This is a genomic window from Albimonas donghaensis (genome assembly GCF_900106695.1).
GTDB lineage: Bacteria > Pseudomonadota > Alphaproteobacteria > Rhodobacterales > Rhodobacteraceae > Albimonas > Albimonas donghaensis.
The window spans coordinates 177060-199923 of sequence record NZ_FNMZ01000002.1 but is presented as its reverse complement, the minus strand read 5'-3'; the positions used below and the strand labels follow the sequence as shown (position 1 = coordinate 199923).

19 protein-coding genes are annotated in these 22864 nt (G+C 71.1%); 13 read left to right on the top strand and 6 right to left on the bottom strand.

The window, feature by feature from the left end:
- Positions 1-109: 109 nt before the first annotated feature.
- The 3 genes from BLV24_RS06880 to htpX form a co-directional block, all read right to left on the bottom strand.
- Entirely contained in the window at positions 110-1753 is a 1644-nt protein-coding gene (locus BLV24_RS06880; RefSeq protein ID WP_143040244.1) for a heparinase II/III family protein, read from the bottom strand.
- A 115-nt stretch (positions 1754-1868) separates the two neighbouring features.
- Entirely contained in the window at positions 1869-3290 is a 1422-nt protein-coding gene (locus BLV24_RS06875; protein WP_092680442.1) for an RsmB/NOP family class I SAM-dependent RNA methyltransferase, read from the bottom strand.
- Between the two features lies 1 nt (position 3291).
- Entirely contained in the window at positions 3292-4308 is a 1017-nt protein-coding gene (gene htpX, locus BLV24_RS06870) for a zinc metalloprotease HtpX (protein ID WP_092680441.1), read from the bottom strand.
- Between the two features lie 120 nt (positions 4309-4428).
- Here htpX and BLV24_RS06865 point away from each other — a divergent pair, with 120 nt between their 5' ends.
- Positions 4429-4620, top strand: a complete 192-nt coding sequence (locus tag BLV24_RS06865; protein WP_092680952.1) for a DUF1674 domain-containing protein — start codon at positions 4429-4431, stop codon at positions 4618-4620.
- 344 nt (positions 4621-4964) lie between these two features.
- Here the strand turns inward: BLV24_RS06865 and BLV24_RS06860 are convergent, their stop codons facing one another.
- A complete protein-coding gene (locus tag BLV24_RS06860; protein WP_176954662.1) occupies positions 4965-7226 on the bottom strand; it encodes a GumC family protein in 2262 nt (753 codons plus the stop codon).
- A 328-nt stretch (positions 7227-7554) separates the two neighbouring features.
- Between BLV24_RS06860 and BLV24_RS06855 the strand changes: the two genes are divergently transcribed.
- The 9 genes from BLV24_RS06855 (at position 7555) to ccoS (ending at position 17485) form a co-directional block, all read left to right on the top strand.
- Entirely contained in the window at positions 7555-8316 is a 762-nt protein-coding gene (locus BLV24_RS06855; protein ID WP_092680950.1) for a Crp/Fnr family transcriptional regulator, read from the top strand.
- A gap of 472 nt (positions 8317-8788) precedes the next feature.
- A complete protein-coding gene (gene ccoN, locus BLV24_RS06850) occupies positions 8789-10396 on the top strand; it encodes a cytochrome-c oxidase, cbb3-type subunit I (RefSeq protein ID WP_092680439.1) in 1608 nt (535 codons plus the stop codon).
- A gap of 13 nt (positions 10397-10409) precedes the next feature.
- Positions 10410-11138 (top strand): cytochrome-c oxidase, cbb3-type subunit II, encoded by a 729-nt coding sequence (gene ccoO, locus BLV24_RS06845; protein WP_092680438.1) that lies wholly within the window; start codon positions 10410-10412, stop codon positions 11136-11138.
- 16 nt (positions 11139-11154) lie between these two features.
- Positions 11155-11424 carry a cbb3-type cytochrome c oxidase subunit 3 gene (locus BLV24_RS22985; RefSeq protein WP_092680437.1) on the top strand — a complete coding sequence of 90 codons (270 nt, stop codon included), beginning with the start codon at positions 11155-11157 and terminating at the stop codon, positions 11422-11424.
- A gap of 1 nt (position 11425) precedes the next feature.
- Positions 11426-12316, top strand: a complete 891-nt coding sequence (gene ccoP / locus BLV24_RS06835) for a cytochrome-c oxidase, cbb3-type subunit III (RefSeq protein WP_092680436.1) — start codon at positions 11426-11428, stop codon at positions 12314-12316.
- 621 nt (positions 12317-12937) lie between these two features.
- Positions 12938-14383, top strand: coding sequence for a cytochrome c oxidase accessory protein CcoG (ccoG, locus tag BLV24_RS06830; RefSeq protein ID WP_092680435.1), 1446 nt, complete (start codon positions 12938-12940; stop codon positions 14381-14383).
- The gene (locus BLV24_RS06825) at positions 14380-14892 is read left to right on the top strand and encodes a FixH family protein (protein ID WP_092680434.1); all 513 of its coding nucleotides are present in this window, start codon (positions 14380-14382) and stop codon (positions 14890-14892) included. The genes ccoG and BLV24_RS06825 overlap by 4 nt, the downstream gene beginning before the upstream one ends.
- Positions 14889-17228 carry a heavy metal translocating P-type ATPase gene (locus tag BLV24_RS06820; protein WP_092680433.1) on the top strand — a complete coding sequence of 780 codons (2340 nt, stop codon included), beginning with the start codon at positions 14889-14891 and terminating at the stop codon, positions 17226-17228. The genes BLV24_RS06825 and BLV24_RS06820 overlap by 4 nt, the downstream gene beginning before the upstream one ends.
- The gene (ccoS, locus tag BLV24_RS22980) at positions 17225-17485 is read left to right on the top strand and encodes a cbb3-type cytochrome oxidase assembly protein CcoS (RefSeq protein WP_092680432.1); all 261 of its coding nucleotides are present in this window, start codon (positions 17225-17227) and stop codon (positions 17483-17485) included. Before BLV24_RS06820 ends, ccoS begins: the two co-directional genes overlap by 4 nt.
- 116 nt (positions 17486-17601) lie before the next feature.
- Here the strand turns inward: ccoS and BLV24_RS06810 are convergent, their stop codons facing one another.
- Complete coding sequence (locus BLV24_RS06810) at positions 17602-18879, bottom strand: CAP domain-containing protein (protein WP_176954661.1); 1278 nt, start codon at positions 18877-18879, stop codon at positions 17602-17604.
- A gap of 100 nt (positions 18880-18979) precedes the next feature.
- Positions 18980-19969 (bottom strand): 4-hydroxybenzoate octaprenyltransferase, encoded by a 990-nt coding sequence (gene ubiA, locus BLV24_RS06805; protein ID WP_092680430.1) that lies wholly within the window; start codon positions 19967-19969, stop codon positions 18980-18982.
- Between the two features lie 9 nt (positions 19970-19978).
- On the opposite strand from ubiA, the gene BLV24_RS06800 reads away from it, so the two are divergent.
- The 3 genes from BLV24_RS06800 to BLV24_RS06790 all read left to right on the top strand — a co-directional run bounded on the left by BLV24_RS06800 (position 19979) and on the right by BLV24_RS06790 (position 22837).
- Positions 19979-20764, top strand: a complete 786-nt coding sequence (locus tag BLV24_RS06800; protein ID WP_092680429.1) for a 16S rRNA (uracil(1498)-N(3))-methyltransferase — start codon at positions 19979-19981, stop codon at positions 20762-20764.
- Entirely contained in the window at positions 20761-21309 is a 549-nt protein-coding gene (locus tag BLV24_RS06795; RefSeq protein WP_092680428.1) for a hypothetical protein, read from the top strand. The genes BLV24_RS06800 and BLV24_RS06795 overlap by 4 nt, the downstream gene beginning before the upstream one ends.
- A gap of 157 nt (positions 21310-21466) precedes the next feature.
- Positions 21467-22837: a glutamate--cysteine ligase gene (locus BLV24_RS06790; RefSeq protein WP_092680427.1), complete on the top strand. Its 1371-nt coding sequence runs from the start codon at positions 21467-21469 to the stop codon at positions 22835-22837.
- The last annotated feature ends 27 nt before the right edge of the window (positions 22838-22864 follow it).

Below are 22864 nucleotides of genomic sequence, written 5' to 3'. Positions count from 1 at the left end.
CGGCGCCGGCGCGCGGGCCGGGCGGAACGGGGCCGCCGGACCAGGGCCGGGCCGGCGGCGCGGGGGCGGGGCCGCTTCGCGCGCGTCTTCGGTCGGGCGGGACCGGCGGTCAGGCCGGGTCGCCCAGGCGCAGGCCCCAGGAAACGCGGCCTCCATACTCCACCGCGCGGGCGGAGACCACGACCTGTTTGGTCGCGCGCGGGTCGGTCTGCTCGGGCTCGAAATAGACGCTGTCGCGCAGCCGCGCCTCGCCGCCGTTGACGGTGAAGGTCCAGCGGGTCCCGTCCAGCGCCAGCGTGACCGAGCCGTCGGGGCGCGCCGTCGCCTGAACCTCGGGGTGCAGGTGGAAATGGGCGGAGAAGGCGAGCCCGGCGCCGGTTTCGGGATGAGCCCGGGCGGCGCGCTCGAACCGCTTGCGGGCGGCGGCGTCGGGGCTTTCCAGCACGTCCTCGCCGCGGAAGTCGCGGCCGTCATGGCTCAGGAACAGGCGCCGGCGATGGACCAGCCCGTGGGAGCCGAGATAGCCGTCATGGGCGCCCAGGAACCACGAACCTTCGGCGTCCTGCGCGGTTTCGGCCTCGACCTCGCGCGGGCCTTCGCCGAACGGGTGCGGGCCGGGGCCGCGGGCCGCGGGGCCGATGCGGGCGGAGCTGACGCCCTCCAGCGACAGGGAGGACTGCGCGGCGGTGGCGCGGCAGGCCGCGGCCCAGTCGCCCGAGGCTTCGCCCGCCGGGCCGCAATTGACGATCGGGCGCAGGGCGCCCCAGGCCAGCTCGAAGCCCAGCGTCGAGGCATGGGCGAGCGGCGTGGCCGGCGGGCGGGCCGCGTCGACCACCACCGTGGCGCGGCCGGCCGCGAGGCGCACGAAGCCCATGGCCCGGTCCCGCGGCGGCGGCGCCTTGCGCGGATGGGCCAGCGACAGCGCATGGTCGAGCCGCCCGGACGCGCCCGTCCCCCCGCCATGGAAGCGCGGCAGCCCGCCGTCGCGCATCCGCAGCGCGCGCAGGGCGGACTGGGCGCGGGCGATGGCGGCGGCGTGGTCGGGCTCGGGCTCCAGCCCCGCGTCGCGCAGGTGACGGGCGGCGGCGGCGAGCGCGATCAGCGCCTCGCACAGCCGCTCCGGCGCGCGGGAGTTCAGCCCCCCATCCTCGTTCACCGCCAGCGAGGCCGCGGCGGCCAGCCGGCGGGCGGCGGCGCGGCGGGCGCCGTCCTCGGCATGCAGCGCGAGGGTGCAGTTCAGGTGGCCGGCGGCGGCGCGCAGGCGGGCGAGCCCTTCGGGCGCGCTGTCCATCCCCTTGCGCAGCCGTCGCTCATGGATCGCCAGCGCGCGCAGGAAGCGGCGTTCCAGGTCGGCGGAGGCGTCGCGCAGCACGAAATCGGCGCGCTCCATCCAGGCGGTGGCGCGGATGCCGGCGGTCTCGGGCGCCCAGCCGGGGCCGGCGCCCTCGCCGAACTGGGCGATCCAGCCGAACAGCCAGGACTGGGCGACCCGCCGGGCCTCCCGCGTGCCGGCGGCGGCGAGATCGTCGAGCCAGGCGAAGCCGTGCAGCGCGGCGGCGAAAGCGGCGGAGGGCGGGGTCAGCCGCCAGGGGCCGAGATCCTTGGCGCGCACCTCCTGCCCGGCGAAGCGGAACCGCCCGTCCATCAGCCGGCGGGCGGCGGCGGCGTCGCCGATCCAGAGCGGTTCGGGGCGGAAGGCCAGCGCCTCGGGAACGCGCAGGCCCAGCCCCAGACTGTCGAGCAAACCGCTCACCCCTGACCCGCCTCCTTGCGAATGGACATGACAAAGGCCCGTCAGGCCGCGCCGACCTGTTCGACGCAGCCCCTACAGGCGATTCCGCGCAACATGGCGTGGCGCGGCGTCTCTGTCACGTCTCCTTGCGGAAGATGGCGGCGAAAAACCCGTCCAGGCCCCCGGAATCGGGCCAAAAATCCGGACGCGTGCGCAGAAAGCCACGCTCCGACACCCAGTCCGGGGGGATGCCGAGGGCCTGCGGGTCGGCGGGGACCGTGGCCAGGGCGCCACGGGTGGCGAAGGCCTCGGCCCGCAACTCGCCTTCCTCGGGCAACAGGGAGCATGTGGCGAAGACCATCCGCCCTCCCGGTTTCAGCCATCCCGCGGCCCGGTCTAGCATCGCGTCCTGCAGGGCGGTGAGGCCCGGCAGGTCGAGGCTGGCGCGCAGATGGGGCATGTCCGGGTGCCGGCGCGCGGTGCCGGTGGCCGAGCAGGGCGCGTCCAGCAGGATCACGTCGAAGGGCCCGTCCGGTTCCCAGTCCAGCGCATCGGCCTGCACGATTTCGGCGGTGAGGCCGGTGCGCGCGAGGTTCTCCGACACCCGCTCCAGCCGGGTCGCGGCGATGTCGAGCGCGGTGACATGGGCGCCGGCGGCGGCGAGCTGCAGGGTCTTGCCGCCGGGCGCCGCGCAGAGGTCGAGCGCGCGCAGGCCGGTCACGTCGCCCAGCAGGCGGGCGGGCAGGGCGGCGGCGGCGTCCTGCACCCACCAGTCGCCCGCCTCGTAGCCGGGCAGGGCGGTGATCTGGCCCCGCTCGCGCAGGCGCAACGATCCGGTGGGAAGCAGGTCGGCGCCCAGGGCCTCGGCCAGATCGGCGGCGCGGGCGGGGTCCTTCGGGGTCAGGTCGATGGGGGGCGCGAGCAGGTGCGCCTCGGCGATGCGGCGCGCGGCGCCGGCGCCCCAGGCCGAGGACAGGCGCCCCCACATCCAGCCCGGCATGTTGGCGCGGGCGGCGTCCTGGGCGGCCCAGGGGGCGGGGCCCTGCTCGGCCAGCTTGCGGGCGACGGCGTTGACCACGCCGGTCAGACGCTCGCCGCCGGGCTGGGCGCGCAGGGCCTCGACCGCGCCGCCGGCGGCGGCATGGGGGGCGACGCCGAGCGCCAGGATCTCGACCGCCGCCAGCATCAGCGCATGGCGCGCGGCGGGGGGCGGGGCGCGGCGCAGGAAGCGCTTCAGGACCGCCTCGGCCTGGCCGGCGCGGCGCAGGGTCTCGGCGGCCAGCCGTCCGGCGCGGGCGCGCTGGGCGGGGGCGAGGGCCGGAGCGCCGGCGGCGAGCTCGGCCAGCGAGCGGCCCTGCTCCAGCACGCCCCCGATCAGGCGCAGCGCCTCTGCCCGGTCCGCATGGGGGCGGTCGGCGGGGGCGACGGCGGCGGGCCGGGCGGGCGCGGGTTTCGGCGCGGCTGCGGGTTTGCCATGGGGTTTGCCACGGGGTTTGCCGCCAGGGCGGGCGCCGCTGCGGTTGCGGTCGGAACGGGGCGGGCGCGGGGCGTCGCTCATCTCAGGACCAGGGCCCGGAGGACTTGCCGCCGGCGCGCGGAATGCGGCTGCGGGTCTCGCGCGTCGCCTTCGGCCGCGACGGGGCGCCGGAGCGCCAGGGGCCGGATTGCGGCTCGGGCGCGGTTTCGCGGGACGGCTCACGGGACGGGGCGCGGGCGGGCGAGCGAGCGGGCGCGCCCATCTCGGCGGCCAGGGCCTCCAGCGCGGCGATTCGGTTGGCGGTGGCGGGGTGGGTGGAGAACAAGCTGTCGGCGCCTTTCCCGGCAAGCGGATTGACGATGAACATATGGGCGGTGGCGGGGTCGTTCTCGGCGCTCTGCATCGGGCGGGCCCTGCCGCCGCCGGCGATGCGCCGCAGGGCCGAGGCCAGCGCCATCGGGTCGCCGCAGATCCGGGCGCCGGCGCGGTCGGCGGCGTATTCGCGGGTGCGCGAGATCATCATCTGGATCAGCATCGCCGCGAAGGGCGCGAACAGGGCCGCGGCGATGGTCCCGATCATGCCGATCCCGCCCCGGTCGCGCCCGCCCCCGAAGAACAGGCCGAACTGGGCGAGCATGGAGATCGCGCCGCCCACGGTGGCGGCGATGGTCATGATCAGCGTGTCGCGGTTGCGGATATGGGCGAGCTCATGGGCGATGACGCCGCCCAGCTCGTCCCGGTTCAGCGTCCGCATCAAGCCGGTGGTGACGGCGACGGCGGCGTGCTCGGGGTCGCGGCCGGTGGCGAAGGCGTTGGGCTGGTCGGTCTCGATCACGTAGACCTTCGGCATGGGCAGGCCGGCGTTGCGGGCGAGTTGCGCCACATGGTCGTGCAGGTCTGGGGCGCTGGCGGCGGTCACGGGCCGGGCCCGATGGGCGGCGAGCGCCAGCCGGTCGGAGTTCCAGTAGGCGAAGACGTTCATGCCCACGGCGACGACGAAGGCGATCAGCGCGCCCGAGGCGCCGCCGATCAGGAACCCGACCGCGCCGAACAGGGCGGTCAGGAAAGCCAGCAGCATCGCGGTCTTGACGTAGTTCATGGCTCTCGGATCCCGGAGAAGGGGGCGGCGTCGGTCGGGCGCGCGGGTTTGCGCCCGGCTCCGGAGCGGCTTATGTCCGGGGAGAGCGGGCGCGCGCCCTTCTGGTTCGGGGAGACATATATGACCGGAACGACCGACGAGAAAGAGGCGCGGTTGCGCGAGGCCGCGGCCCGCGCCCTGGCCGAGGCCGAAACCCGCCGCAAGGCGGCCGAGAGCGCGCCCGGCCTGCCGACCGAGCTGGGCGGCCGCGAGGGGCCCGAGCCCACCCGGTTCGGAGACTGGGAGAAGAAGGGCATCGTCTCCGACTTCTGAGCCGGTCTTCGACTTCTGGCGCGGTCGCGGGGGGCCGACGGCGTGGGGCCGCCCGTGCCGGGCGGCGCCGCGCGACGACCCGGGCGCCGGTGTCGCCGGAGCGCCCGCGCGGCGCGTCCGCCGTGGCGCGCGCGTCGCCGTTTCGGGTGGGACGGTCGGGGCCGGGCCCGCCGCGCAGCGGCGAAGCCGAGCGAAGCGAGGCTCCCTCTCCGGCCGGGGCGCCTCCCGGGCGCCTTCCCGGGGGCCGCGGGCCCGACGATCTTTCTCCAAAAATCTCCGCGTCTTAAACGCGACGGGCCGCGCCGGTTTCCCGGCGCGGCCCGCGATGCGGCCGGAGGTTCGGCTCAGTTCAGGTAGTAGCGGCTCGACGTCTTGTAGTAGTGGTAGTTGTAGCCGCCGTAGCCGTATTTCGCCATTTTCTTGGTGTTGATCTGCGTCAGCGCCAGCCCCGCGACCCGCACCTTGATCTGGGCGAACTGGGCCAGGCCGTGCTTCACCAGATCCTTGTGGGTCGAGTTCCAGCGCACGCAGTAGATCACCGCATCGGCCAGCGGCGCGATCACGCGGCTGTCGGGCACCGCCAGCACCGGCGGCGTGTCGATGACCACGAAGTCGTAGCGGTCCCGCGCGTCCTGCAGGAACTGCCGGAATTTCTGCGAGGCGAAGACGTCGGCGGCGTTGACCTGCGTCTCCTCGCCCATGACCACGTCGAAGCCGACCTTCTCGTCGTGGTGCACGACCTCCTCGAAGGTCTTCTCGCCCGACAGGATCGACATCAGCCCGTGCTTGGGCGCGCCCGAGAAATAGGTCCGGAAGGTGCGGCGGCGCAGATCGCATTCCACCAGCAGCACTTTCTTGCCCAGCCCGGCGGCGTTCTGCGCGAGCAGCAGCGAGCAGGTGGTCTTGCCCTCCTTGGGCAGGGAGGAGGTGAGCATGATCATCTTGGGCTGTCGGTCGACATTGGCCAGAAGCACGCCGGTGCGCAGGTTGCGGATCGCCTCGACCAGGGCCGAGGAGGGCCGGTCCACCGCGTAGTCCAGCACGCCGCGGCGCATCCGCACCGGGGCCACCGGGATGTTGCCCAGCACCGCCAGCCCCGTGTTCTTCTCCAGCTCTTCGGAGGAGCGGAAGGCGTTGTTCATCTGCTCGATGATCAGCACGAAGGCGATGCCGCAGAGGCCGCCGAAGAAGCCCGCCGCCAGCACCGCCAGCATCTTGGGCGGGTAGGAGGCGTTGAAGTTGACCACCGCCGGCGACAGCACCCGCGCGTCGGCCTGCTGCACGCCCTGCTGGACCGAGGTCTCGTTCAGGCGGCGCAGGAACTGCTCGTAGATGCGCCGGTCGGCCTCGGCCTCGCGGGTCAGCTGGCGAAGCTCCACCAGGTCGTCGGTCTGGGTGGAGAGCTGCTGTTCGAGCTCGGCGATCGAGCTGGTCACGGCGCCCGACTGGGACAGGGCGCGGTCACGCTCGGTCCGGGTCTGCACCAGAACCCGCTGGGCGGCGGTCTCGAACCGGTTCTCCATCGCCTGGCGGGCGCCGGAGCCGGGGGCGGCGCCGGCGATGTCGGCGGCCAGCGTCGACAGGCGCGGCTGGTCCGCGGCGAGGGCGAAGGTCTCGTAGTCCCCGGCGTCCAGCGCCGCCTCAAGCCGTTCGAGCCGGGTTCCGGACTCCGTCGCCAGCGCGTCGAGCGCGATCACCCGCTCCCGCAGTTCCTTGAGCTGGCGGTTCATGCCGGCGAGCGCGGCTTCGGAGATCAGGGTGGTGGAGGAATTGTAGGCCTCCACCGCGGCCTCGGAGCGTTCGAGCTCGGATTTCAGCTCGGCCACCCGGTTGGAGAGCCACTCGGTGGCTTTCTGGGTGGCCTCGAACTTGGTCTCCAGCTGGTCGAGAATGTAGAGTTCGGCGACCTTGTTGGCGATCTCCGCCGACATGATCGCGTTCGGCGTCTCCACGGTCAGCGCGTAGACATAGGTGTCGCTGACCGCCATGACCTCGAGCGAGCCCAGCAGGCGGTCGATGGCGCGCTGGCGCACCCAGTAGCTTTCGTCGAGCAGGTCGCGGCCCGTGGGCGCGACCGAGTCCTCGTCGGTGACGGCGCCGCGGATCGCGGTCTTGAGCAGGTTGAACGCGCCGCCGATCACGTAGCCGACCAGTCCCGGCTCCTCCTCAGGCAGGAGCAGCGGGTTGAAGTAGGGATTCTGTTCGAGACCCGCAGCCTCCACCACCCGGTTGGCCAGCGCGCGGGAGCGCAGGACCTGCGCCTCGGCGAGGATCGAGTAGTAGTCGGTGCTGACGCCGGAGACCACGCTCTCGACGTCGATCACCTGCTCCTGCTGGCGGTCGAGCATGACCACCGCGGTGGATTTGTATTGCGGGGTCAGCGAGTAGACCAGCGCGATGGCGAGGATCGCGAAGCCGAAGCCGAAAACCGCGATGGTCCATTTGCGTCGCCAGACCGTTGTGAACAGCGACTCGAAGGTGAGTTCGTCGGCCTTGCCTTCGACATGCGGCTGCGGATCCGTCGCGCCATGACGAAGCCGTTCCGGCAACTCGCCCATCTGATCCGGCGCATCGCGCCGGGTCCCCGGAAAATCATCCACCGGCATCACCTCTCCACTCGGTCGCGCCAGACCGGCATCCCCCCGGACGCCGGTTGCTGGGACCTCGTCACCCCGTACACAACCCGCACAAGTCATAACAAGGAGTTCCAGCCGCTTGCACGCGAAAGTTTGACGCTGCTTCTTCCGGCGCCGCGTCGCCGCGTCGCCGCGTCGCCGCGTCGCCGCGCCCCGTGTCCCGCGGCGACGCGGCCCGTGGCGTCGACGGTTCCGACAAGCTACGCGCGATTGCGGGCGGCGCCACGCGCCGGCGCGTGGCCCGGATGGGGGCGAGTATGGTTGACGTAGGTCGCGATATGCTGAGAATGGAGGCATCATGAGAGTGTTGGCCCATCCCGCCGCGCCCAGCGCCATCGACCTGCGCGCGCGGGCGCATTGCGTGGACTGCGCGATCCGGCAGCACGCCGTCTGTTCGCATTGCGACGTGGACGAGCTCGAGTTTCTCAGCGCCATCAAGACCTATCGCAACTACCGCCCCGGCGAGCCGATTCTCGCGATGGGCGAGCGCGCGCCCTTCCTCGGCACCATGGTGGAGGGCGTGGCCTCGATGTCGCGGCTGCTGCCCGACGGGCGCCGGCAGGTGGTGGGGCTGCTGTTCCCCGGCGACCTGGTGGGCCGGCCGTTCAGCCCGGTCTCGCCCTTCGAATACGTGGCGGTGACCGAAGCGCGGCTCTGCGCCTTCGACCGCCCCCAGTTCGAGGCCGCCCTGCGCGCCACCCCGTCGCTGGAGCGGCGGCTGCTGGAAATGACCCTCGACGAGCTCGATTCGGCCCGCGAGTGGATGGTGCTGCTCGGCCGCAAGTCGGCGCAGGAGAAGATGTGCTCCTTCTTCGCGCTGGCCGCCCGACGGGCGCTGCGGCTGGAAAAGCGCGACCCGATCGACGGAATGCTGGTGGTCCTGCCCATGAGCCGCGAGGACATGGCCGATTTCCTCGGCCTGACCATCGAGACCGTCAGCCGCCAGATCAGCGCGCTGAAAAAGTCCGGGGTGATCGAGCTGATCGACGCCCGCCACCTGCTGATCCCGAGCTGGAGCGACCTGCTCGACGCCGGCGGCGGCGATATCGAGCTCTACTGAGCCCCGGCGCGCGGCCTCCCCTCCTGTTGGGGGGGCGCCCCTCCCCACCCGCATATGCTCCACCGCTATTCCGGCGAGCTTCGGCAGCGCGCGCGCTGACGGTCCGCGACGCGCCGACGCCGCTGCGCCTGCCGATCCCCGCGGAGGCCGTGCCGCCGGTCCTTCGGCGCGTCGGGGCGCTTCCCCAAGGTCATGCCCTGGAGGTGCGTAAGCTGCGACGGCGCGACGCAGAGTCCTGTCGCCAGAAGCCGAAGCGGCCGCTTGAGGACCCATCCCCTCCCACAGCGCTGGAATCGCGACGCAAAGCGACGATGCGAGCAGTTTCTAGATTGAACCGTTTCGAGCCGTGGATATGCTGCGTTGACCTGGATCAAGGCGGGGCTCCGACCGCCGGGCCAGACGCAAGCGCAGCGTGGACGCCAGCGGGCGTTCTCCAAGACAAGCCGTAGCCCGAGCGGCGAAGGAGGGGACATTGGCCTCGACATTCAAACTCATCGCGCTCGCGATCGTCGCCATCCTCGCGATGGTGGCCGCGAGCTTCGCGCGCGACCTGGCTTACCAGGTCAACGCGCTCATCGTGCTGGCGGTCTCCGTCGGCATGTTCCTGTGGCTGCTGCGCGGCGTCGGCGAGGCGAAGCGCGTCGCCGCGGTCCCCGCCCATGACGGCGGCTACATGGACGGGGTCATCCGCTACGGCGTCATCGCCACCGCCGGCTGGGGCGTGGTGGGCTTCCTGGTCGGCGTGGTCATCGCGCTGCAGCTGGCCTTTCCGGTCCTGAACCTCGATCTGCCCTGGACCACCTTCGGGCGGCTGCGGCCGCTGCACACCTCGGCGGTGATCTTCGCCTTCGGCGGCAACGCGCTGATCGCGACGTCCTTCTACGTGGTCCAGCGCACCTGCGCGACGCGGCTTTGGGGCGGGAACCTGGCCTGGTTCGTGTTCTGGGGCTATCAGCTGGTCATCGTGCTGGCGGCCACCGGCTACGTGCTCGGCGGCACTCAGGGCAAGGAATACGCCGAGCCGACCTGGTATGTGGACATCTGGCTGACCATCGTCTGGGTCGCCTATCTGGCCGTGTTCATGGGCACGCTGATCAAGCGGCGCGAGCCGCATATCTACGTGGCCAACTGGTTCTACCTGGCCTTCATCGTCACCATCGCCATGCTGCACGTGGTCAACAACCTCGCGGTGCCGGTGTCGGTGTTCGGGTCGGTCAGCTACTCCGCCTTCTCGGGCGTGCAGGACGCGCTGACGCAGTGGTGGTACGGCCATAACGCGGTCGGCTTCTTCCTGACCGCCGGCTTCCTGGGCATGATGTATTACTTCATCCCCAAGCAGGCGGAGCGTCCGGTCTATTCCTACAAGCTGTCGATCGTGCACTTCTGGGCGCTGATCTTCCTTTATATCTGGGCCGGTCCGCACCACCTGCACTACACCGCGCTGCCCGACTGGGCGCAGACGCTGGGCATGGTGTTCTCGGTGATCCTGTGGATGCCCAGCTGGGGCGGCATGATCAACGGCCTGATGACGCTCTCGGGCGCCTGGGACAAGCTGCGCACCGACCCGGTGCTGCGGATGCTGACCATCGCCGTGGGCTTCTACGGCATGTCCACCTTCGAGGGGCCGATGATGTCCATCAAGGCGGTCAACTCGCTGAGCCACTACACCGACTGGACCATCGGTCACGTGCATTCCGGCGCGCTGGGCTGGAACGGCATGATCACCTTCGGGGCGCTCTACTTCCTGGTGCCGCGCCTGTGGAACAAGAAGGGCCTCTATTCGCTGCCCGCGGTGAACTGGCACTTCTGGCTCGCGACCATCGGCATCGTGCTCTACGCGGCGTCGATGTGGGTGTCGGGGATCACCCAGGGGCTGATGTGGCGCGAATACGATGCGCTCGGCTTCCTGGTGAACTCCTTCGCCGACACGGTCGCGGTGCTGCATCCCTACTACATCATCCGCGCCCTGGGCGGCGGGCTGTTCCTGGCGGGGTCGCTGATCATGGTCTGGAACATCTGGATGACCATCACCGCCGCCGAGCGGAAGGACGCGGTTCCCGCCGCCGTCCCGGCCGAGTGAGGGAGCGAGAGACATGAGCCTTCTCAACAAGCACGGCGTTCTCGAACGCAACGCCACCCTCCTGCTGGTCTGTTCGCTGATCGTCGTGGCGATCGGCGGGATCGTGGAGATCGCGCCCCTGTTCTACCTCAAGAACACCATCGAGAAGGTGGAGGGGGTGCGCCCCTACACCCCGCTCGAGCTCAAGGGACGGGACATCTACATCCGGGAGGGGTGCTATGTGTGCCACTCCCAGATGATCCGGCCGATGCGCGACGAGGTGGAGCGCTACGGGCATTTCTCGCTGGCGGCGGAGTCGATGTACGACCACCCGTTCCAGTGGGGCTCCAAGCGCACCGGGCCGGACCTGGCGCGGGTCGGGGGCCGGTATTCGGACAGCTGGCACGTGGATCACATGCACAACCCGCGCTCGGTGGTGCCTGAATCGATCATGCCGGCCTACCCGCACCTGATCGAAACCCCGCTCGACTTCGAGCATGTGGGCGACCACCTGAAGGCCCAGGCCATGGTGGGCGTCCCCTATTCGGAGGAGATGATCGAGGCCGCCAAGGCCCATGCCGCGGCCCAGGTGAACCCCGACAGCGACCGCTACGACGAGCTGCTGGACGCCTATCCCAAGGCGCAGATCCGCAATTTCGACGGGCGTGCCGAAATCACCGAACTGGACGCGCTGATCGCCTATCTGCAGGTGCTCGGCACGATGGTCGACTTCTCGACCTACCAGGTCGAGAGCAGCCGCTGACGGGGAGGGCCGGACCATGGAAGACACCTACACCGTTCTGCGCCACTTCGCCGACAGCTGGTGGCTGCTGGGCATGATGACCTTCTTCCTGGGCGCCGTGGCCTTCGCGCTGCGCCCGGGCTCGAGCCGGCTGCACCGGGAGATCGCCGACATTCCGATGCGCGACGATGACCTGACGCGGCTGGAAGAGGACGCCCCCCGGGCCGCATCCGGGGCCGCATCCGGGGCCGCAAACGGCGCCGCGACCGGGGCCGCAACCGCACATGGCGCGGACAAGGAGCGCTGAGATGGCCGATCACAACGACGATCACCGCGAAGTCGACGAGGTCTCGGGCGTCCAGACCACGGGGCACGAATGGGACGAGATCAAGGAACTCGACAATCCCATGCCGCGCTGGTGGCTCTACACCTTCTACGCCACCGTGATCTGGGGCGTGGCCTATACCGTCGCCATGCCGTCCTGGCCGCTGATCTCCGAGGCGTTCGGGGGCGTGATGGGCTATTCCTCGCGCACCGAAGTCACCGAGGCGATCGCCGGGCACAAGGCGGCGCAGTCGGTCTACACCGACCGCATCGCCGAGATGGGCGTGGATGACATCGCCGCGGATGACGAGCTGATGCAGTTCGCCCAGGCCGGCGGCGCCGCGATCTTCCGCACCTGGTGCGCCCAGTGCCACGGCGCCGGCGCGGCGGGGGGGATCGGCTACCCCAACCTCAACGACGACGACTGGTTGTGGGGCGGGACCCGGCAGGCGATTTACGACACCATCGCCCACGGCGTCCGCTGGGACGAGGACCCCGACACCCGCTTCTCGGAGATGCCGGCCTTCGGCGTCGACGGGCTGCTGGAAAAGGAGCAGGTCGCCGAGGTGGTCGAATATGTCTACGGGCTGACCCATGACGACGCCGATCCGGCGCTGGCCGACCCGGGGGCCGTGGTGTTCGCGGACAACTGCGTCTCCTGCCACGGCGAGGATGCGGGCGGAATGCAGGACCTGGGCGCGCCGTCGCTGACCGACCGCATCTGGCTCTATGGCGGCGATCGCGAGGCGTTGACCCAGACCGTGACCTATTCCCGGCGCGGCGTGATGCCGTCCTGGGTGCAGCGGCTGGGCGAGGCCGACGTCAAGCAGGTGGCGCTCTACGTCCACTCGCTGGGCGGCGGCGAGACCGAGTGACGGTTCGCTGAGCGCCTCATGCGCCGGCCCGGGCAAGCGTCCGGGCCGGCGCGTCCGCTTTCAGCGCCGCCATGGCCGGGCGCGATGAAAATAGGGTCCGATTGACGTAGTGTCGGACGATCGCTTCAGTAAAAATGCGTTTCGATATGATCTGTCGCATGTTGAGGCGATGGATTTGGCAGTATTCGCTCCCGCAGAAGATGGCGACAGAGTTGATCGTCAGGCGTTCCCCAGGCGCCCGGACCGGCAGCGTACCCGCCGGCGCGAGGACTACCGCCCGGCCTTCCCCAGAAGGCCGGGCGTTTTCGTTCCGGCCCTCTCCGCCGCGCCCCAGTCTGCGCCGAGCGCGAACCCGGCGCCGACCCCCGCCGCATCCTCCCGCCGCACCCCCAGCCGCGTCCTCGGGAGGCTTCGCGCAGCGCCTTCGCCCGCGGCGGCCCGGATTACGCGGCGGTCCCTGACGCTTGGGCGTTTCTGTCGCATCATGAAAAGTGAATGCGACCTGTTTCACAGGGACTTGTGAATGGACAGCACGCCGCAGGATTGGTTGACTTGCATCAAGGATCGACGCCGCCGGCCAGCCCATACCCGCGGCGACCTGCCCTGAATTCGAGGCTCACGATGGCTCCGCCGGACTCAAAGCCCGCCCCCGACGCGCTCTACGCCGCCCGCATCCCGATCTTTCCGCGCCGCGTGAAGGGAACCTTCCGCACGCTGAAATGGTGGATCATGGGCGTGACGCTCGCGATCTATTACCTGACCCCGTGGATTCGCTGGGACCGCGGTCCGCTGATGCCTGACCAGGCGGTGCTGGTGGATCTCGCCAACCGGCGCTTCTTCTTCTTCTGGATCGAGATCTGGCCCCAGCAGTTCATCTATGTCGCCGGCCTGCTGATCATGGCCGGGCTGGGGCTGTTCCTGTTCACCTCGGCGCTGGGCCGGGTCTGGTGCGGCTACACCTGCCCGCAGACCGTGTGGACCGACCTCTACATCACCGTGGAGCGCTGGATCGAGGGCGACCGCAACGCCCGCATCAAGCTGCACAAACAGGGCTGGGACGCGCGCAAGATCCGGCTGCGGGCGACCAAGTGGCTGGTCTGGCTGGCCATCGGGGTCGCCACCGGCGGGGCCTGGGTGTTCTACTTCGCCGACGCGCCGACCCTGCTGGTCGATCTGCTGACCGGCGAGGCGGCCTTCGTCGCCTATGCCTCCATCGCCGTGCTGACCGCCACCACCTTCGTCTTCGGCGGCTTCATGCGGGAACAGGTCTGCATCTACATGTGCCCCTGGCCGCGCATCCAGGCCGCGATGATGGACGACCAGACCATCACCGTGGGCTACCGCCACTGGCGGGGAGAGCCGCGGGGCAAGCATCGCAAGCGCGAAGGCGCCGAGCAGCTGGGCGACTGCATCGACTGCAACGCCTGCGTCGCGGTCTGCCCGATGGGCATCGACATCCGCGACGGCCAGCAGCTGGCCTGCATCACCTGCGCGCTGTGCATCGACGCCTGCGACGACGTGATGGAGAAGACCGGCAAGCCGCGCGGGTTGATCGACTACGTGACCCTTCAGGACGAGGCGATCGAGACCGAAGGCGCGCCCGCGGTCCCCCTGATCAAGCGGATCCTGCGTCCGCGCACGATCCTTTACACCGTGCTGTGGGCCGCCATCGGGGTGGGGATGGTCGTGTCTCTATTCATGCGCGAATCCATCGACCTGAGCGTGGCCCGGGATCGTAATCCGCTGTTCGTTACATTGGCCGATGGTTCCATTCGAAATGGTTACACGATAAAGGTGTCTAATCAGAACCAAGATCCCCATGAATTCGTGCTCTCATTCCGCTCCGAGTTGCCGCTTTCCGCTAACCTTCAGGGCGAGGACGCGCTCAGGTTCACCGTGGACGCGGATAAATTGAGGACGCTGCGCCTGTTCCTCACCACGCTGCCCTTCGCGAGGCCGACCGAGCAGGCCGATGTCGAGGTCTGGATCGAGGATCAGCAGACCCGAGAACGCGTGAGCGTGGGCACCGTCTTCCTCGCGCCCGAACCCGAGGCGTGGGCGCAATGAGCGGGGCGAAGGGCGGCCGCAAGCTGACCGGCCGGGGCGTGCTGCTGATCGCGGTGGGCTTCTTCGGGGTGATCATCGCGGTCAACGTCTTCATGGCGACGCTGGCGGTCGGGGGCTTTCCGGGGCTGGTGACCGCCAACCCCTATGTGGAGGCCCAGAAATACGACGCCGAGCAGAAGGCCGAGAAGGCGCTGGGCTGGTCCTTCGCCTTCGCCTGGGAGGCCGGCGCCCTGCGGGTCGGCGTGGTCGGGCCGGACGGGGAGCGGGTGCGGGGCCTCGCCCTGACCGCCCGGGTCGGACGCCCCGCGACGCTGGCCGAGGACCGGGAGGTGGTCTTCGTGGAGGACGGCGCCGGCTACGCCGCCGCGCCCGCGCTGCCGGCGGGCATGTGGCGGGTCGATCTGGTGGCCGCCCGCCCGGACGGCGCGGTCTACACCATCGCCGACGAGATCTGGGTCTCGCCGGAGGAGGCGACGGCCCCGGCCGGGGACGGAGCGGCGAAGCCATGAGCCTCGCGGAACCCATCGGCGCAGGCGCCCGGGGGGAGGAACGTCCGGGCCTCGCGGGCGGCTGCTGCCCCACCGGCGCGGCGGCGGGTTTCGCCGGGGTCGGGGGCCTGGGCCGCTTCGTGTCCGAGACCGGCCCCGGCCGCGCCCGGATCGAGCTGCTGACCCCCGCCGTCCACTGCGCCGCCTGCATCCAGCGCATCGAGCGCGACCTGCCGCGGACCCCGGGCGTCGTCTCGGCCCGGGTCAACCTGTCCCTGCGCCGGGCGAGCGTGGAGTTCGACCCCGAGATCGCGGGGCCCGAAGACGTGGTCGCCGGGCTCGACGCGCTGGGCTACGCCGCGCGCCCCTTCGACGCCCATGCCATGCGCGACATCGAGCGCGACTCGGAGGGTCGCGACCTGCTGGCCCGCATGGCGGTGGCCGGTTTCGCCATGATGAACGTCATGCTGCTGTCGGTCTCGGTCTGGTCGGGGGCGGACGGGACCACGCGGGACCTGCTGCACTGGGTCTCGGCGCTGATCGCGCTGCCGGCGACGGCCTTCGCCGGCGTGCCCTTCTTCCGCTCGGCCTGGGGGGTGCTGCGGCGCGGGCACGTGAACATGGACGTGCCGATTTCCCTGGCGCTGATCCTCGCGGCGGGGGTGAGCCTGCACGAGACCATCAATTCCGGCGCCCACGCCTATTTCGACGCGGCGGTGTCGCTGAGCTTCTTCCTGCTGATCGGACGCTACCTGGACCACCGCACACGGCAGGTGGCGCGGCTGGCGGCGGTGGAGCTGAGCGGGCTTCAGGCGCATTCGGCGACGGTGATCGGCGCGGACGGCGCGCGCCGGGTGATCGCGGTGGAGGATCTGCGCCCCGGCGACGTGGTCGAGATCGCGGCGGGGGAGCGCGCGCCGGCGGACGGGCGGGTGCTGAGCGGGGTCTCGGAGCTCGACCGCGCCATGATCACCGGCGAAAGCGCGCCCGAGCCCGCGGGGCCGGGGACCGAGATCCATGCCGGGGTGATGAACCTTTCCGGCCCGTTGGTGGCGGAGGCCACGGCGACGGGCGACGACACGGTTCTGGCCGGAATCGCGCGGATGATCGAGGCGGCGGAGCAGGCCCGCGGCCGCTATGCCGACTGGGCGGTGCGGGCGGCGCGGGTCTACGTGCCGGTGGTGCATGCGGCGGCGGCGCTGACCTTCGCCTTCTGGCTGCTGGCCGGGGCGGACCTGCGCGACGCGGTGATGATCGCGGCGGCGGTGCTGATCATCACCTGCCCCTGCGCGCTGGGGCTGGCGGCGCCGGCGGTGCACGCGGCGGCCTCCGGCCGTCTGTTCCGGGCGGGCGTGTTCCTCAAGGACGGCGCGGCGCTGGAGCGGCTGGCCGAGGTCGATGCGGTGGTCTTCGACAAGACCGGCACGCTGACCACGGGGGAGCCGGCTTTCGTCGAGGGACCGGATGCGCCCGACGCCTGGTCGGCGGCGCTGGCGCTGGCGGAGGTCTCGCGGCACCCGTTCTCCCGCGCGCTGGCGGCGGAGGCGGGGACGCGGGGCGTCACGCCCGCCGCGGCGTCGGCGCTGGCCGAGGTTCCGGGCTGCGGCGTGACCGGGGAGATCGACGGCGTTCCCGCGCGGCTCGGCCGCGCCGACTGGTGCGGGGCGCAGGCGGAGGACGGGACGGACGGGCTGTCGGCGGTCTGGCTGCGGCTGGGGGAGGCCGCGCCGGTCCGGTTCGCCTTCGAGGATCCGCTGCGCGACGACGCGGCGGCGACGGTGGCGGCGCTGAAGGCGCGGGGGCTGACGGTGCGGCTGCTGTCGGGCGACGCGCCGGGGCCGGTGGCGCGGGCCGCCGCGGCCGCGGGGATCGAGGATTTCGAGGCGCGCCGAACCCCCGCCGGCAAGGTCGCCGCGCTGGAGGAGATGGAGGCCGGGGGCCGCAAGGTCCTGATGGTCGGAGACGGGATCAACGACGCGCCGGCGCTGGCGGCGGCGGCGGCCTCGATCTCTCCGGCCTCGGCCGCCGATGTCAGCCGGGCGGCGGCGGGCATGGCGCTGGCGGGCAGGGCGCTGGGGCCGGTGGCGCTGGCGGTCGATGTGGCGCGGGCGGCCCGGGCGCGGGTGCGGGAGAATTTCGCGCTGGCCGCGCTCTACAACCTGGTGGCGGTGCCCCTGGCGGCCTCGGGCCATGTCACGCCGCTGATCGCGGCGTTGGCCATGTCCGGCTCCTCGATCCTGGTGACGCTGAACGCGCTGCGGCTGCGCCGGGCCGGGCAGGCGCCCGCCGGCGCAGGCGAGGCGCGCGGCGGGATGCCCGCAGGGGCGCCGACGGGCGCGGAGGAGATGGCGCGATGAACGTTCTGCTCGCCACCATTCCGGTGTCGATCTTCCTGGGCCTGCTGGGGCTGGCGGCGTTTCTGTGGTCGCTCAAGCGCGGCCAGTATCGGGATCTGGAAGGGGACGCCGCCCGCATTCTGTTCACCGACGACAGCGCCCCGCCCTCCGACGCGCCTTCCGACGCGCCCTCCGATGCGCCCGTCATCCCGCCCGCGCCGGAGGCGAAGGCGGACGGCGCCGGGCCCCCGGACCGGGAGCCGGCCGGGCGCGGGTGATCGCCTTCTCGTCCCGCGGACGGTGCGACACGAGAAAGGGGAGCGCCGAGAGCGCTCCCCTTTTCGCGTCGCGTCCCTGTCCTGCGCGACGGTCCCGTGCGCGACGGGGCGTCGGTTCAGAACACCAGGTCGTCGAGGGTGATGTTCCCGGCCGCGTCGTCGATGGTGACGATGGTGCGGCCGAAACTGACCACCGCATCGCCCTTCCTGGCGGAGATATCGATGTCCGACGCGTCGACCGACCCGGCGATGACCAGCGAATCGCGGTCGTCCCAGTCGAGGATCCGGTCGCGGCCGTCGCGCAGGCCGAACTGGAACTCATCGCCGCCGGCGCCGCCCCAGAGCTTGTCGTTGCCGCGGCCGCCGATGACGAGATCGCTTCCGCCCTCGCCCTTGAGCCGGTCGCGCCCGCCCTCGCCATCCAGCGTGTTGGCGGCGTCGTTGCCGATCAGGAAATCGCGGCCGTTCTTGCCGGTGAGGTCGATCGCCTCCGAGCCCAGCGCGGTGACCGAGGCCGCGCCCTTCTTCAGGTCGAGATCGCCCGTGGTGAACAGGTGCTTCCTGTCCATCAGGTCGATCTTGACGTTGTCTTCGCCGATCTCGACCTGGGCGGTGATCTTGCCCTTCACCGGACGGCCCTTGATGGTGACGTTGAACACGCCCTCTCCGGTCTCCAGCCCGTAGCCGCCCGAAGGCGCGGTCTTGTCGAGCCCGCGGCCCCCGACCTTGACCTTCATGCCGCCCTGCCCCTCGCCCAGCGAGAAGTGGTCGTCGCGATCCTTGTCCTTGAAGGCGGCGCCCAGCAGGAACGGTCCGGCGTCGGAGCGGACGCCGAAATTCTGGGTCAGCAGGATCGGGCCGACGCTGGTCGCGCCGGCGTTGTCGTTGAGGGTCCCGATCCCGATCTCGCGCATCTGGCCGTCGATCAGGTTGTCGCGGTGGCCGCGCGGGGTCTGCATGCCGTCCGGGCCGGGGCCCCAGTCCACGATGAAGGCGTGATGGGCGTGCAGGGCCGATTCGGCGAAGGCGAACAGGTTCTCGGTCGCGGTGGTGTGGAGGTAGCCCGCATCGCGCACACGCTCGCCCAGATCGCCCTCTCCCGGCAGCTGGTGCGCCTGGGAGTCGGCGTTCTTCATGCGCTGGGTGTGCAGCTGCGCGGATTCGTTGAGGTCGTCGTTCCAGGCCAGCGGCTGCGCCTGTTCGAGCGCGTTCAGCTCCCGCTTCAGGAGGCCGAGATTCACGTCGAAGAACTGCAGCGCCTCCGTCACCCGCACGTCGAAGCCGGTGGAGCGGGCGTCGTTGTCCACGATGCGCGCATAGGCGCCGCCCGGGTCGATCCGGAAGCGGTTGGTGAGCTCCACGATATATTGCTCGAAATCGGTCGGATTCGCCATGCTCACGCCCCTGTCCACACTCATGCCTTCGATCGCACGCCACTGCGCGCGGGCCTTCTACGACCTGAACTTGACCCGAAGATTAACATCATCGTGAGCGTCAGACGAGCGCTGCGGCCAGCAGACCCAGGGTCAGCAGGAGGCCGGCGTTCCGATTGTCGCGGAAAAGCCGCAGGCAGAGCGGGTCGTCATGGATGTCGAGCCGCGCGAGCTGCCAGTGCAGCCGCCAGCCGAAGGCCCAGACCCCCAGCAGCGCCAGCCCGGCCGGGAGCGCCCCGGCCTCGGCCGTCGCCAGCAGGGCGGCGACCATGGCCAGCGTCACCGCGGCGATGAGGAACAGGAGCAGGCGCTTAGGCGTCTTCTCTCCGAACAGGCGGGCGGTGGATTTCACCCCGATCAGCGCGTCGTCCTCGGCGTCCTGGCAGGCGTAGATGGTGTCGTAGAAGATCGTCCAGGCCATGGCCCCGAAATACAGGACCACCGGCGGCCAGCCGAGGGCGTCGGCATGGGCGGCCCAGGCCAGCAGGATCCCCCAGTTGAAGGCGATGCCGAGGAAGATCTGCGGCCACCAGGTCACGCGCTTCATGAACGGGTAGATGCAGACCGGGCCGAGCGAGACGATGCCCAGCAGGATCGCGGTCGGCGACAGGGTCAGCAGCAGTCCGAAGGCGAGCAGCGCCTGCACGCACATCCACACCAGCGCGCCCTTGGCGGTGACCTGCCCGGACGGGATGGGCCGCGACCGGGTGCGCGCGACCGAGCCGTCGATGTTGCGGTCGGTGAAATCATTCCAGGTGCAGCCCGCGCCGCGCATCAGGAACGCGCCCACGGCGCAGACCAGGGCGATTCGGGCGTCCTCCCACCGGGCGCCCGCGGGGTCCGCGGCGATGGCGAGCAGCAGCCCCCACCAGCAGGGGATCAGCAGCAGCCAGGTCCCCGCAGGCCGGTCCGCGCGGCTCAGACGCAGCCAGGGCCGCGCCCAGGGCGGCGCGAAACGGTCCACCCAGTTGCGATCCACGGCGTCGGAGACTCGCCCCGACGGATCGGTCGGGCTATCCCATGCGGCATTGTTCGGGCGGGTGCTGGTCATGGAGGGCTTATGCCAGATGCTTCAGCGAAGGTCAGGCTGTTCGTGGAGAGCGATCTGGCCGCAGGCGCCGAGGTCGCGCTGACGCAGCCGCAGGCGCATTACCTGTTCGCGGTGATGCGCATGGGGGTCGGCGCCGCGGCGCGCCTGTTCAACGGGCGGGACGGGGAATGGATCGCCGAGGTGGTCGAGGCCGGGCGCCGCGGCGGGCGGCTGACCTGCCGCGAACGCAGCCGGGGCCAGACCCGGCCGCGCGATCTGCACCTGCTGTTCGCCCCGGTGAAGAAGGCCCGCACCGATTTCATCGTGGAGAAGGCCTGCGAGCTGGGCTGCGCCGCGCTGCGCCCGGTCTTCACCCGCTTCACCAACGCCGAGCGCCTGCGCGCCGACCGCCTGCGCGCCCATATGGTCGAGGCGGCGGAGCAATGCGGCTTTCTCTCGATCCCCGACCTGGCGGAGCCCGTGCGGCTCGACCGGGTGCTGGACGGCTGGGGGCGGGGCGGCGATGAAGGTCGCCGGCTGGTGTTCTGCGATGAACGCCGCGACGCCCCCCCGTTGGCCGAGGCGCTGGCCGCCCATGCGCCTGCACCGGGCGGCGACGCCGGACCCTGGGCGGTGCTGATCGGACCGGAGGGCGGGTTCTCCGACGACGAGGCGCTGCGGTTGCGCCGGGTCCCCGGGGTGGTCCCGGCGTCGCTCGGCCCCCGGGTCCTGCGCGCCGACACCGCGGCGACGACCGCGCTCGCCCTGTGGCAAAGCGTGTTGGGAGACTGGTCGGGAGGTGAGACCGAAATATGAACGGCGGCGATTGGATCATGCGGTTTGCGCCGCGTTGGCTGGAGACCGCGGTCGCCGCGATCATGGCCTTCGCCCTGCTCGCGGTGAGCGCCGTGATGTTGCAGCGCGGCGGCCTGATGGGCTGGCCGGTGCTGGTGGCGGGCCTGGTGACGCTGCTCTGGGTTCATGCGGCGTGGGAGCGCGCGCGGGTGCCGCGCGGGCTGGAAGGCCCCGGCGTGGTCACCATTGAGGAAGGCCGCGTCGCCTATTTCGGCCCCTCGGACGGCATGTCGGAAGGCGGCGTCGTGCGGCTCGCCGACCTGTGGACGGTGGAGGCCATCCAGCTCAAGAACAACGCCGGGCTGGCCTGGCGGCTGCGCCCTGTGGACGCGCCGCCGCTGCTGGTGCCCCTCGGCGCCGAAGGGGTGGGGGCGTTGCCCGAGGCGCTGTCGGCGCTGCCCGGCTTTTCGTTGCGCGCGGTGCGCGAGGCCTTCGACGCCGACGGCGTGGGCGTGCGCCCGATCTGGCGGCGCGAGACCGTCCACGACCGGCAGCGGGCGTTCTGAGGGCGGTTTCGGTCGCCGTGGCCTCCGCGCAACTTGAGCGCACGCTCAGGAAACGGTGAACACATGCCGGCCGCGCGGTATTGCCGAGCCCGGCGCGCCCGCCTAAGTCTGGCCCTCGCCGCGATCCGGCGCGGCCAAGACGATGCGGGAGACGGGCATGTCGATACCTCAGAGCGGCGGCGGCCCGATCGAACGGCGCGAGCAGCTGGCGGAATACCTCGCGGAGGGCTGCAAGCCGGAGGCGGATTTCCGCATCGGCACCGAGCATGAGAAGTTCGGCTACCTGCGCGACAGCCACGCGCCGCTGCCCTATGCGGGCCCGGCCTCGATCCACGCCATGCTGGACGGATTGCGCGAGCGCTTCGGCTGGACTCCGATCGAGGAAGCCGGCGAGCTGATCGGCCTGACCAAGGACGGGGCCAATGTCAGCCTGGAGCCGGGCGGGCAACTCGAGCTGTCGGGCGCGCCGCTGGAGACGCTGCACCAGACCTGCGACGAGACCAACCAGCACCTGGCCGAAGTGCGCGAGATCGGCGACGCCATCGGCGCCGGCTTCATCGGCCTGGGCGCGGCCCCCGAATGGATGCATGAGGACATGCCGATGATGCCCAAGGGGCGTTATCGGCTGATGACCGGCTACATGCAGTCCATCGGTCCCTGGGGCACCCAGATGATGTATCGGACCTGCACCATCCAGGTGAACCTGGACTTCGGCTCCGAGGCCGACATGGTGAAGAAGTTCCGGGTCGGCCTGGCGCTGCAGCCGGTGGCCACCGCGCTTTTCGCCAACTCGCCCTTCTTCGAGGGCAAGCCCAACGGCATGAAGTCCTGGCGCTCGAAGATCTGGCGGGGGCTCGACGACGCCCGCACCGGGATGCTGCCCTTCGTCTTCGAGGACGGCATGGGGTTCGAGCGCTACGTGGACTACGCGCTCGATGTGCCGATGTATTTCGTCTATCGCGACGGCAAGTATATCGACGCGCTCGGCCAGTCGTTCCGGGATTTCATGGCGGGCAGGCTGCCGGCCCTGCCGGGCGAGACGCCGACGCTGTCGGACTGGGCCGACCACCTGACCACCATTTTTCCGGAAGCCCGCATCAAGAAGTTCATCGAGATGCGCGGCGCCGACGGCGGCCCGTGGCGGCGGATCTGCGCGCTGCCGGCCTTCTGGGTGGGGCTGATGTACGACCAGACCGCGCTCGACGCCGCCTGGGACCTCTGCAAGGACTGGACGGCGGAGGAGCGCGAGGCGCTGCGCGTCGACGCCGGGATCCGCGGGCTCGACGCGGAGATCCGCGGCGTGAAGATGCGGGACCTGGCGGGGCGGGTGCTCGACATCTCCCATGCGGGGCTGACCGCGCGGGCGCGTCCGGGCGCCGGCGGGCTGATTCCCGACGAGACCCATTTCCTCGACGCCCTGCGTGAGACCGTGGATCGCGGAGAGACCCCGGCCGACGAGCTGCTCGCCCGCTATCACGGGGACTGGGGCGGGGATCTGTCGAAGATCTACGGCGAATACAGCTACTGACCCCGGACGGGCGCCTCGGAAGGGGCG